Genomic DNA, 12,467 nt, shown 5'->3' on the forward strand with positions numbered 1-12,467 from the left:
CAAGTTAGCACTTCTATTTTCTAACCAATCGTAATATTGCCTTCAGGGTAACGGTACAGCTCTTTACTCTTCTTCGGCTTCAAGGCGTAAGCGAGCGTGAGTGGCCCAATCCGCCCAACGAACATCAGGATGATGACGAGCACTTTGCCGATCGTGGTGAGCTCAGGAGTAAGGCCCATTGTAATGCCGGAAGTACCAAACGCCGATACTGCCTCAAAGAGCACTGTCAGAAAGCTCGCTCGCTCTGTCACGGATAGCAGCATCGTCGCCATCACCACCAGCATCAGAGATAACAGCGTCATGGTAATCGCACGGTAAACGTTATCTTTGGAGATACGGTGACGGAACATAATGATATCTTCTTTTCCCCGCAAACGAGCATATACGGCACTGACAAGAATCGCAAATGTCGTAATCTTGATCCCTCCCCCCGTTGATCCCGGAGCCGCGCCTATAAACATGAGGAGAATCAGCAGAAAATGTGTGGATTCCCGTATCAGCGGAATCTCGATGGTCGTTACTCCGCCCGAACGTGGTGTTACAGCCTGAAGAAATGAGGCCATCACTTTCCCGCCTGCATGAAGTGGTTTCAGGGTATGGTTCAGTTCCAGCGCAAAAAAGATAATTGCCCCGAGTCCGATTAACACAGCAGAGGTAGACAGTACAACCTTGGAGTGCAGCGTGAGTCGTCTGCGCTTGCGGAAGTCTATTACGTCAGCCATGACGATAAATCCAATCCCACCCAGGAAAATAAGCAGCATCGAAATAATGTTGACTATAGGATCTTCTACGTACCTGGTCAGTCCGCTGAACGGACCGTGGATATCCCCGAAGAGATCAAAGCCTGCATTGTTAAAGATCGAAATGCTATGGAAGATCCCGTAATACACTGCTTTTCCTATCGGCATATCCAGCATAAACCGAGCAGCCAGCAGAATAGCACCGGACAGCTGGATCACGAGCGAATAGAGCAGGACTCGGCGAATGAGCAGGACAATACCCTGCATGGAGTTTTGGTTCATGGATTCCTGCAGCAGTAGCCGTTCTTTCAGGGATATGCGTTTATTCAGTGCCAGCGTAATGAGGGTTGCCATCGTAACGAATCCCAATCCACCGAATTGAAACAGAACCAGCAGAACAATCTGCCCGAACGAGGTCAGCTGGGTTCCTGTATCGATCACGGCTAGTCCTGTTACACAGGTAGCAGAAGTAGCCATGAACAGGGCATCAATGAAGTGGATTCTTCCTGTGGTCGATGAAGCTGGCAAGCATAGCAGTGTGGTGCCTATTGCGATCAGCAGCAGAAACCCGAGTGATAATATTTTGGGTGGTGTAAGTTTAGGATTGCCTAAGTTTAAATTGGCCAATGTGATTCTCCTGACGATTAATGATGGAAAGTTGTTGACCAGATTATAACACAACTCCACAGAGCTTCACTAAGCACAGGAGGAAAAAGGTGTGTTTTAACGAATTGTAATATATAGGCAATATACATTCCGTCATTTACAAGGAGGAGGCTTACTTCCTATGACAAGTCCGATTCTCAATCAGATTGGCGCGGTTTTCATCCCGGTAAGCGATATTGAAGGAGCCAAAACATGGTATTGCACGCTGCTGGGTCTGCCGCTTGATGGTGAAGTATTGTTCGGCCATTTATATGTCATTCCGATGCAGGGGCCGGGAATTGTACTGGACAGTAAGATTTACACAGCTGAATCTGTATTTAAGGTGCCCGCTTTTCATTTCAATACGGAAGATATCGATGCAGCGTATGATTTTGTGAAATCCAGCGGAGCGGAAATATTGACGGACATTGAGCATGATCACTGGTTTAACTTTAAAGATCCTGACGGGAATGTCTTGATGATCTGTCGATGTTGATTATTCAATTAAGAGGTGAGTAAAAATGGTGGTTACACTCAGAGTATTACAACCTGACGATGCCGAAGAGCTGCTGAATCTGCAACACCGTCTGGATCAGGAATCTTCATTTATGCTGCTTGAGCCGGATGAACGGAAGACCACGGTAGATCAGCTGACGGATATGCTGAGGGATGTCGCAGCTTCAGGTACCTCAGTACTCATTGGAGCCGAGGCAGAGGGGAGTCTGGTTGGCTATCTGTCTGTTCGAGGGGGAAATGTCAGGCGGAACAGACATAGTGCTTATATTGTCATCGGTATACTCCAGCAATATCAGGGTCTCGGCATTGGGAGCGGTTTATTCCGGGAAGTGGATACTTGGGCTGCGAAGAGCGGGATTGTCCGACTGGAACTGACCGTAATGGCTCATAATGACAAAGCGGTGGCGTTGTATCAAAAGAGTGGATTTTCCATTGAGGGAACCAAGCTTAAATCGCTTAAAGTGGACGGGCAATGGGTGGATGAATATTATATGAGTAAGCTTTTAATTAATGATGTAAATTAACGGTTATACATACATAGGATCAGGCAGCTCAAGAGCTCATAGGTAGATACGAAGAGGCGTACCTGAATGAGAGCATAGTAGCGCTGTAACGGTAATTGGAAAAGGGTTGAGCAGAAGAATGATCTGCCCAACCCTTTTTTATATCATTAATAGTTAATCACATAAATTATAAGGACTCTTGTCCCTCAGTCGATGTTGTCTCAATGAGGATCTCCACCTTGCGAATCCGGTGACGGTTCATTTCCCGTACAATCAGGGTCGCATGTTCTAAGGTCACACTTTTGCCAACAGCGGGATCGTTCAAGTGACTGTACAGCCAGCCTCCGATGGTAGTTACTTCTTCATCCTCGAAGTCGAGACCCGTAATCTGTTGTACTTCCAGGAGAGAGACCTTACCGTCGAACAGGTAGTCATTGTCAGCGAGCTTCTCCACATTCTTACGCTCGTCACCGTCGAATTCATCGCGGATCTCCCCGACAATTTCCTCAAGAATATCTTCGATCGTGATCAGTCCGGATGTGCCGCCGTATTCATCAAGCAGAAGGGCAATATGCACACGCTCGACCTGCATACGGGTCAGAAGCGTCTTGACCGGGGTGACCTCGGATACAGTCAGCACTGGCAGAATGAGGCTCTTAAAGTCAAAGTCAGGATTATTATCATACTGCAAGAAAAGCTGCTTCGTATTGATCATACCGATAATATTGTCTTTATTGCCTTCCGCTACAGGAAAACGGGTATACTGTTCCTTACGGATAACATCCAAATTCTCCAGCAGGGAGTGATTGGTGTACAAGCACACCATATCTGTCCGGGGAACCATAATCTCACGGGCTAACATTTCGTCAAAAGCAAAGATTCGGTTAACATACCCGTATTCCGCTTTGTTGATCTTGCCACTCTCGTAGCTCTCGGACAGAATTAGACGAATCTCTTCCTCCGAATGGGCGTCTCCATGCTCGCTGGCCGGCTTCATACCGAACAGACGGACCAGAAGATTGGCGGAACCGTTCATGAGCCAAATCAACGGGTACAAAATTCTGTAGAACCAAATAATCAGTGGGGCTGTAATTTGAGCGATTTTCTCCGGAACATTAATAGCAGCAGTCTTTGGCGCAAGTTCGCCGACAACGACGTGCAGGAATGTCGCCACCAGGAAGGCGAGTGCAAAGGCAAGCGGTTTACTCACACTCTCACTAAGACCGATCCAGTGGAATATCGGAAACAGCAGATGCTCGAAAGCAGGTTCTGCCAGTGCCCCGATGCCGAGTGCAGTGATTGTAATCCCGAGCTGACAGGCGGACAAATATCCGTCAAGATTGGCAGCGACCTTTTGTACGGCGAGAGCGTTCTTGCGTCCCTCAATCACCATCTGGCTGATCTGGCTGCCTCTCAGTCTTACCATTGCAAATTCCGTTGCTACAAAAAAAGCGGTGAAAATAATCAAAATAGCCACCAACGTCAAACTAAGTCCTATACCCATATAATCTTTACCATCCCTTTCGCACCTTAAATAGGTTATACTCATATTATGAGTTCTTATGAACCAATTTTACGAACTTTTCGCTGAAATATCAAATGTAAGTGATTTACATTATTTTTGAAGGGAAACAAGGAGGGATACTGACATGGAGTCATTCACATTGACCCGTATCGAAATGTCCGGTCTTTTGCTCTCGCTCACAGGTGTTTCGCCGCAGAAACCGCTGAGTATCCTGCAGGAAGCCTGGACTAAATTTCATCATGATGAGGTCCGGAGTGGCACGACGCTACCGGCCTTTTTGTCTACCGACATCCCGCCTATACTGCACAAGATCATCAAAGGAGGGACTGTTAAAGGCTTATCCCTTGGAGAGATCGCAGCACTGGGTCATCTGATTGAGTATTCCAATCTTACGGTTACAGCGATGCAGAACTGGGTGAAGCGTGACTTCAAGGAATATTTGGGATCTCCAAAAGCGGGGAAGAAGTATTCATTTAACCAGGCAGCGCTGTTGTTTATGATAGATGATTTGAAGTCGGCACTTGATTTTGAGAGTATCCGTCAGCTCTTTCAGCTGCTTTTTCTGATGCCGGAGCGTGATGATGATGATCTCATTGAACCTGCTCAGATGTACTCTTCCTACGCTGGCCTTTTTGAGGAAATCAAGAGCAACCCTGTGCTGCATACCCAAAGAATCGGGGGACGGGATCTGCACAACAATACTTGGAAGGACAGCTCGCTCGCCAGAGCAACGGAAGGCATCCTGACAAGGTTGAATCATTTAAGTAGAAACCAGCGGGAAATGGTGCAGCATGCGTTATTGGTCGCCGCCATTTCTGTACAGACCTGTTACTTCCAATCGCTGGCCAAACAGTATTTTAATGCGGTGTTATTCCTTGATTTTTGAACACTTCGATTCTAAAATGTGTATGAGCAATAATCAGGGTAAGATTTAACAGTCGAGAGATTGGAAAGTGGGGGCTTAAGCGTGAATCAAATGACGCTGCTGCGGAATCCGAAGCAACGCAAACTGCTGTTCAGCGCGGGACTAAGCTGGATGTTCGACGCGATGGACGTCGGTATGATTTCTTTTGTCGTTGCAGCATTGGCCAAGGAATGGAAGCTCGGGCCGGAGCAGATTGGACTATTAACTAGCATTAACTCTATTGGAATGGCTGTCGGTGCAGCGGCAGCGGGAATCCTGGCGGACCGCTTTGGACGTAAATCGGTGTTGCTATGGACATTGGTTATCTTCTCTGCGGCGAGCGGCTTGTCCGCCTTTGCCTCAGGATTTGCCATCCTGTGTATTCTCCGGTTCGTAGCCGGATTTGGGCTTGGTGGGGAGCTGCCAGTAGCTTCTACACTGGTATCAGAGAGCATGCCCGCCAAGGAGAGAGGCCGTGCCGTAGTGCTGCTGGAGAGCTTCTGGGCACTAGGCTGGATTCTTTCTGCACTGATTGCCTTCTTCGTAATTCCTGATCACGGTTGGCGTGTAGCCTTTGCAATTGGGGCCGTTCCAGCCCTATATGCTCTTTATCTTCGCCGGGCGATTGACGACTCTCCGCGGTTTGCAGAAATCCGGAAAGCGCCGGTCTCTCTAAAGAGCCGTATAGCTACAGTCTGGTCATCGGAATATCGTCGTTCGACGATCATGCTCTGGATTTTGTGGTTCACGGTGGTCTTTTCTTATTACGGTATGTTCTTGTGGCTACCTACAGTTATGGTGCTCAAGGGCTTCAGTCTGGTTAAAAGCTTCGAATATGTGTTGATCATGACACTAGCCCAATTGCCAGGCTATTTCACTGCCGCTTACTTTATTGAGAAATTTGGCCGTAAATTTGTACTGGTGATTTATCTGCTGCTCACGGCAGTCAGCGCTGCCTGGTTCGGTAACGCTACGACAGAAGGAATGTTGATGGCTGCAGGTATTTGCCTGTCGTTCTTTAACCTTGGTGCTTGGGGCGGCATGTATGCTTACACGCCGGAGTTGTATCCAACGTCTGTTCGTTCGACAGGGGCTGGCTTAGCTACTTCCTTTGGACGGATCGGGGGGATTATTGCCCCGTTGCTAGTCGGAATGCTGGTAGCACGATCCGTAGAGATCAGCTCTATCTTTATGCTGTTCTTCGCAACCATCATCGTAGGTGCTGTTGCGGTGTTGTTGCTAGGTAAAGAAACCAAAGGGATCGAGCTGGAATAAAGCAGACTGCGCTTAGCGCATTTCAAGAAGACCTTGAGTAAGCATGGAGACGGTTCTTTCACGATAGTGAACAGGGCCGTTTTTTCTAATATTAGTCCGGGACAAGAGAAAGGAGGAGAACAGATGAGCAACGGAAAGAAGCCGCACTTTTCGGAATGGGTATGGGAAAGCACGGAGCAAAACATAGCCATACCGCCACGGGAGCCAGCTGTACCGGAACGACCTGCCTTGAAGAAGCCGCAGCGCCCTGCCTCGGAGGAGAAGCAGCAGAAATTGCCGGAGGCTGCGGAACAACTGCAGCTTTGGGATGCGGAGTCACAGGAGCCTGTGACCACGACAGAGAGCGAGTTCGTGCAGCGGGCGCGGGAGCTTGTAGCGGTCAAGGGCGAGGCGACACTCTACGTGCCGTTCAAGAGCTACTGGCCGAACTACGGTCATATGACGGGGGCACAGAGCAAATGGTATTTCTTCTGGCGTGGAGAGGTCCGTGAGGGGCGGTATCCGGCTACGGATTTGTCTTATATTTTTCTGCATGTGTATGAATTGATTAATGGTGTAGGCTGGGATGATCCGCTGGATGGCTATACACAGTTATGCCGGATATGGGAAGCCTATCGGGATAAGTTCAAGCGGCTGGATCAGTATATGGGCGGCTGGATTGCCGATTTTTCCTTCGTACATAAACTGGAGGTTCCTTTGTCGCTGATAGTTGCCCGTTCCCGGGGACTCGCGGGCGACCTTGCCGAACTGGAATTAATGCGCTGTCTCTCTTCGGCCAGGGAACAGCTGAGCTTTGCCGTGTTAACCTTCATGTCGGACTATGACATCAGCAAGTCCAAGTTCTACACCGGTGAAGGCCAGGAAGCTGCTGAGTTATATATTCCCAAGGTTGTAGCTTTGATCGATGCCTACGTGATGCGTAAGCATGGACAATCGCTGATGGAGATGTTCCCACCTGGGGCGCCAGTGCTGAGAGAACGCTATCTGTTCCGCAGTGCGGTATACGATATTTCGCTGTACGGTTATTCTGTGCTTGTTCCGGTTGTTCGGATCAGTAAGTCCATTCCACTGCGTAGCCTCGTAACACGCCTGTTCCGGTTGACAGAGAACAAACTGCGTGATTTGATGGGCTTTCGCGGTAGGCTGAAGGGTGTCAAGCTGGATGCCGATATGGAAGAACTGGTTACTCAGTACCTGCAGCGGGAGTTCCATAAAGCGAAGCAAGAGGAAAAAGGACCTGCAGTTGTCATTGACACGGAGAAGCTGGAACGGTTACAAGCAGACTCTGACGTTGTTCGTACCCTGCTCACCGTACAGGATTTGGGGTATACTGAAGAGGTAGATGCTACTGTCTGGCCTGAAGCGGAGGCGGTGGATGACCATGACGCAGTCCTGGAAGGTAGCGAGGGGAATAATGACGGGTCGAAGATCGCTAAGGCTAAGGGATATGTGGACGAGGGGTATGGCGAGAGCGTTAAGATGTACGAGGCAGAGAGCTACGATAGTGATAAGTTATATGAAAATGAGAGCAACGATAAGAGCAATATAACGGGGAACGAGCATAAAGCATCTGTCACTGCTGATTTTACTGCTCTGGAGCGTGAAGTAAACCCTGTAAGTAAGGTCGCATCAAAAGACGAAGCCTCTCGCACTGAAGAGACAGCCGAAGATTCGGAGTGGGTGTCTTTTGCTGCGGCATTGACTCCACTTCAGCGGGATGCAGTGCTGGCCCTAACTGGTGACGAAGGTTGGCATGAGGTGCAAAAGCTGGCCGCGGCGAACGGTACTATGGCCGAGCTGCTGATGGACGAAATTAACGATATCGCGATGGACATGCTTGGCGATCTATTGATCGATGGAGAAGAGATTATAGCCGAGTATGTGCCTATGCTTTCATATTTGAAGAGGTGAATCACAGGATGAACGAGTTGAAAATACCGAAACGGATGACGACAGCGCTCGTCAACTCTCTGACCGCAGGTGTTGTGCCACGGATCGGGCTCGAGCATATTGCTGTTGGCCGCAGGCCGGAGATCGAAGCGATCTTACGTGATATGGACAACATTGCCGAGGGCGGAGCGGCCTTCAAGCTGATCACAGGCAAGTTTGGTAGCGGCAAAAGCTTTTTATTACAAATGATCCGCAATTATGCCATGGATCGGGATTTTGTCGTAGCAGATGCCGACCTCTCTCCAGAGCGGCGGCTGGTCGGTACGAAAGGACAGGGTCTGGCTACCTATCGTGAGCTGATGAGCCATCTGTCGACCCGTACCCGACCGGATGGTGGCGCGCTGGAGATTGTGCTGCAGAAATGGATTCTGTCGCTTCAGCAGACTGTGATGCGGGAACAGGGCTACGGCCCAGACCATGAAGGTCTTGGCGAAGCTGTGGAGAAACAGATCTATGCTGTGGCTTCCGAGATGAGGGGACTGGTACACGGCTTTGACTTTGCCAAAATTCTGGCCTCCTATTGGAACGGTCATAAGCTGGCCGATGATGATCTCAAGCAGGACGCACTCCGTTGGCTGCGCGGTGAATTCGCGACAAGAACCGAAGCCCGAAAAGCGCTCGGTGTTGGCGTCATCATTGATGATGACAACTGGTACGATTACATGAAGCTGTGGGCGGAATTCACCGCGGCTATCGGGTACAAGGGACTACTGCTGTTTATTGACGAAGGTGTTAACTTGTACAAGATTACGAATAGTATTTCACGGCAGAGCAATTATGAAAAGCTGCTGACGATGTTCAATGACACGATGCAGGGGAAGGCGGAGCATCTTGGGATCTTCCTTGGCGGGACTCCACAATTCGTCGAGGACGGACGGCGTGGCTTGTTCAGCTATGAGGCCCTTCGTTCCCGGCTCGTGGCAGGCCGGTATGCAGCAACCGGGCTGAATACCTTTACAGGACCAATCATCGGTCTGGAGATGCTTTCACCGGAAGAAATTCTTGTTCTGCTGGAGCGACTGCGCGATATTCATGCCCTGCACTATGGATATGATTCGGCGCTGAGCCGGGAGCAGCTAGTGCATTTCATGGAGGAAGCCGTCGGCAGATTAGGTGCGGACGAGCTGCTGACCCCACGGGAGATCGTACGTGATTTCATGGATCTGCTGCATTCGCTGCACCAGCATCCGGAGCTGTCCTTTGAGAAGCTGGTGGGTGAAACACAGGCCAAGGCTGACGAGACAGAACAAAGCGAGATGGACTCATTATTGGCGGAGTTTGAGCTATGAGCGAGAATCCCTTTTATCGTCTAGCCCCTTTTATTAAGGAATTTATTTATAAAAATCGTTGGGAGACCCTGCGCGAGGCCCAGGTTGACGCTTGTCGGGTATTGTTCGAAACGCCGAATCATCTGCTGATTGCGTCGGGTACGGCTTCGGGCAAAACAGAGGCGGCTTTCTTCCCGGCACTGACCGAGTTATACGAGCGTCCCTCTGATTCTGTAGGGATCTTATATATCGCGCCGCTCAAAGCGCTCATCAACGATCAGTTCACACGGCTGAACGATCTGCTGCGTGAGGGCGGAATCCCGGTGTGGCATTGGCATGGAGATGTTCCCCAGGCTGAGAAAACGAAGCTGATGCAGAAGCCCTCGGGTGTGCTCCAGATTACTCCCGAATCGCTGGAAGGGCTGTTGATGAACCGGCCGAATGCCATTCCGGCCCTCTTCCATGATCTGCGCTTCATCATTATTGATGAAGTGCATGCGTTTATGGGCGGTGATCGCGGCATCCAGGTCCTTAGCCAGCTGGCGCGAATCTCGCGCATGGCCGGCTGTTCGCCGCGGAGAATCGGACTGTCGGCGACGCTCAGCGACTACGAGTCCGTGACGAAGTGGCTGGCGGCGGGAACCCGCCAGCCCGTTGAAGTCTCGACGCCGCAGGGCGGGCGGAAGCTCCGCCTAAGCGTCGAGCATTTCTCGTTCCCGGACGCCAGGGACGAGAAGGGGGCCGAGCAGCTTGAGCTGGCGCGGCAGTCGTATTTTGATTACATCTACGACTACACCCACTTAAAGAAAGCGCTGATCTTCACGAACAGCCGCACCGATGCCGAGACAGCGATCCTGGAGATGCGGCGGATCGCTGCGAAGCGCGGGGAACGGGATGTCTTTCACGTTCACCATGGCAGTATTTCGGCGCTGCTCAGGGAGGAAACCGAAGCAGCACTTAGGCAGGGTCCGGGCCCGGCGGTGGCCGCCGCAACCTTGACCCTGGAGCTTGGGATTGACCTGGGCGAGCTGGAGCGGGTAATCCAGCTCGGCGCGCCATACAGCTGCGCGAGCTTCGTGCAGCGGCTGGGGCGTTCCGGTCGGCGGGGCGACGCCGCCTCCGAGATGATCTTCGTCACACCGGAGGAAGAGGACGAAGAGGCGCAGCTACCCGCCCGGATGCCTTGGAGTTTGCTGCGCGCGATCGCTGTCATCGAGCTATATGTGCGCGAGAAATGGGTAGAGCCGCTGGCTGTGCGGAAGCTGCCGGTAGGGCTGTTATACCATCAGACGATGAGTATTCTGAAGAGTATGGGTGAAGCTGAACCGGAAGATCTGAAAGAAGCAGTGCTGAGCCTGCCGTCCTTTAGGGAGATTGCACCTGAGGATTACGATGCTTTTATGGAATATATGCTTGGTATGGGCCAGATTGAGAAGATGGATGAGGGCAGTCTCTTGATCGGGCTGGCGGGTGAGAAGATCGTCAATAATTTCCGCTTCTACGCGGTGTTCAAGGATGATGAAGAGCATGTCGTTTATAACGGAACGGAAGAGATCGGCTCCATTACGACGATACCGCCACCGGGCTACTGCTTCACACTCGCTGGTAAGCTGTGGAAGGTAGAGGAGGTAGATAACCGTCACAAGGCGGTGTACGTCAAAACCTCACGCGGCAAGGTAGACACGCTCTGGCTGGGCGCTGGTGGCGATGTGCATACCCGGATCATGACCAAGATCCGGGAGGTACTGGCAGATACGGCGCTGTACCCGTATTTGGCGCCTAGCGCGGCAGCCAGACTAGAACGAGCTCGCCGACTGGCCAAAGAAAGCGGCCTGCTGGAGCGCTCGGTGCTTCCGGCTGGCGGGGATTCGATGTTCATCCTGCCATGGGCGGGCAGCCGTCAGTTTCGCACCCTTGAACGACTGCTGAAGAATAATCTTAAAGGCCCGCTTAACCTTCGTTCCATAGTGCCGATGGAGCCTTACTACATGGTAGTTGCCGGAAAGACGGATGCCGAGACCCTGGAGGCAGAAATCCTCGCTGAAAGCGCGGCTACGGAAGACCCGCTCGGGCTGCTAGCCCCGGATGAGGCCCCGTATCTGGGTAAATACGACGAGTTCATCCCGCATGATCTGCTGCGCAAAGCATTTTCGCTGGATGGTCTGGATCTCTCAGGTTTGCTTGAGGTCCTAAAGCAGTGGCGGCGGCCGCGATAAGTGTACTGGTGAGATTTTGACCGAGATAAATGCAAAGAAAACAGGAGCAATCCAAGTAACGGGACTGCTCCTGTTTATGTATGGCTTAGATTTGTAAAAGCGGCCGTAAGGAGTAATACGGAGATTAGTTCGTCCAGTGTACCAAGGTAACGCAGGGCACTAGTCCGAGCGACTCGGCAAGCTGGATGGAGGGATGGTTGGTTTCAAGCACATGATATCGCGGGATTCGTTCGTCCCGGTGAAGATAGAAGAGGGCTGTTTGTACGACCTTCTGCGCTAATCCCTTACCTCTCGCGGATTCCACTGTATAGACCGCACCGATCTCCCACACCTGGTCTTCATTATGGAAGGCTAGACAAGTGCTTAGCGGCGTCTCTCCCTCATAAATAGATACAGAGAACGCTCCACTTCGGAAATACTCTTGTATTTCCTCCAGACTGTAGTGATTTCCCTCCCATAACGGCAAGAGGCGATTATCCAGTAGTTCTATCCGCACGGCCTCCTGTGCGGGAACCATAGGCAGATTGGCAGGAGTAGTGTACGTGATATATCCCCGGGCTTTAGTCAATGAAAAATGCTTGGACAATATCGCATGGTAAGCCTCGTCCTGAAGCTTGAACACAAGCTTGGCGTCTTTTGGCACCAAGGCAAGAAGATGGGGGAACACTGCGGGGCTGCTGTATTCCATAAACACAATAAGCTCAGCTTCCGGGTAAGTACGATGATCGTAAGCATAGGCTTCGGCTGGCAACAACAGCAGGACTCCCCGTCCCTCCGGACCCTCCACGTAGTGGCAGTTCATTACATGGCTGAAATACGTCACCATTTTGAGCAGGGTGATATTCCTGAGCGGTTGCTCACGCAAATAGTTTAGAATAGTATCACTCTGATCCATTGTGGTCAGGCTCCCCTCTTCATATATGGC

11 protein-coding genes are annotated in these 12,467 nt (G+C 51.0%); 8 read left to right on the forward strand and 3 right to left on the reverse strand.

Going from position 1 to position 12,467, the window contains the following annotated elements; genetic code table 11:
* Positions 1-20 precede the first annotated feature (20 nt).
* Positions 21-1,304 (reverse strand): TrkH family potassium uptake protein, encoded by a 1,284-nt coding sequence (locus tag AC3Y23_RS08520; RefSeq protein WP_379198556.1) that lies wholly within the window; start codon positions 1,302-1,304, stop codon positions 21-23.
* Here AC3Y23_RS08520 and AC3Y23_RS08525 point away from each other — a divergent pair.
* The 3 genes from AC3Y23_RS08525 to AC3Y23_RS08535 all read left to right on the forward strand — a co-directional run bounded on the left by AC3Y23_RS08525 (position 1,216) and on the right by AC3Y23_RS08535 (position 2,425).
* Positions 1,216-1,416 (forward strand): hypothetical protein, encoded by a 201-nt coding sequence (locus AC3Y23_RS08525; protein ID WP_379198614.1) that lies wholly within the window; start codon positions 1,216-1,218, stop codon positions 1,414-1,416. The genes AC3Y23_RS08520 and AC3Y23_RS08525 overlap by 89 nt on opposite strands.
* Positions 1,417-1,527: 111 nt before the next feature.
* Positions 1,528-1,881 (forward strand): VOC family protein, encoded by a 354-nt coding sequence (locus AC3Y23_RS08530; protein ID WP_379197673.1) that lies wholly within the window; start codon positions 1,528-1,530, stop codon positions 1,879-1,881.
* Positions 1,882-1,906: 25 nt separating this feature from the next.
* Positions 1,907-2,425: a GNAT family N-acetyltransferase gene (locus AC3Y23_RS08535; protein ID WP_379197675.1), complete on the forward strand. Its 519-nt coding sequence runs from the start codon at positions 1,907-1,909 to the stop codon at positions 2,423-2,425.
* A gap of 166 nt (positions 2,426-2,591) precedes the next feature.
* Here the strand turns inward: AC3Y23_RS08535 and AC3Y23_RS08540 are convergent, their stop codons facing one another.
* Positions 2,592-3,908 (reverse strand): hemolysin family protein, encoded by a 1,317-nt coding sequence (locus tag AC3Y23_RS08540; protein WP_379197677.1) that lies wholly within the window; start codon positions 3,906-3,908, stop codon positions 2,592-2,594.
* A 145-nt stretch (positions 3,909-4,053) separates the two neighbouring features.
* On the opposite strand from AC3Y23_RS08540, the gene AC3Y23_RS08545 reads away from it, so the two are divergent.
* The 5 genes from AC3Y23_RS08545 (at position 4,054) to AC3Y23_RS08565 (ending at position 11,542) form a co-directional block, all read left to right on the forward strand.
* The gene (locus AC3Y23_RS08545) at positions 4,054-4,815 is read left to right on the forward strand and encodes a DUF1836 domain-containing protein (protein WP_379197679.1); all 762 of its coding nucleotides are present in this window, start codon (positions 4,054-4,056) and stop codon (positions 4,813-4,815) included.
* A 90-nt stretch (positions 4,816-4,905) separates the two neighbouring features.
* Positions 4,906-6,108: an MFS transporter gene (locus AC3Y23_RS08550; protein WP_379198558.1), complete on the forward strand. Its 1,203-nt coding sequence runs from the start codon at positions 4,906-4,908 to the stop codon at positions 6,106-6,108.
* 123 nt (positions 6,109-6,231) lie between these two features.
* Positions 6,232-8,019, forward strand: coding sequence for a TerB N-terminal domain-containing protein (locus AC3Y23_RS08555; RefSeq protein ID WP_379197681.1), 1,788 nt, complete (start codon positions 6,232-6,234; stop codon positions 8,017-8,019).
* Between the two features lie 8 nt (positions 8,020-8,027).
* Entirely contained in the window at positions 8,028-9,347 is a 1,320-nt protein-coding gene (locus AC3Y23_RS08560; protein ID WP_379197683.1) for an ATP-binding protein, read from the forward strand.
* Positions 9,344-11,542: a DEAD/DEAH box helicase gene (locus AC3Y23_RS08565; RefSeq protein WP_379197685.1), complete on the forward strand. Its 2,199-nt coding sequence runs from the start codon at positions 9,344-9,346 to the stop codon at positions 11,540-11,542. The genes AC3Y23_RS08560 and AC3Y23_RS08565 overlap by 4 nt, the downstream gene beginning before the upstream one ends.
* Before the next feature lie 124 nt (positions 11,543-11,666).
* Here the strand turns inward: AC3Y23_RS08565 and AC3Y23_RS08570 are convergent, their stop codons facing one another.
* Positions 11,667-12,437 (reverse strand): GNAT family N-acetyltransferase, encoded by a 771-nt coding sequence (locus AC3Y23_RS08570; RefSeq protein ID WP_379197687.1) that lies wholly within the window; start codon positions 12,435-12,437, stop codon positions 11,667-11,669.
* Between the last annotated feature and the right edge of the window lie 30 nt (positions 12,438-12,467).

Source organism: Paenibacillus sp. MAHUQ-45, from assembly GCF_058133325.1.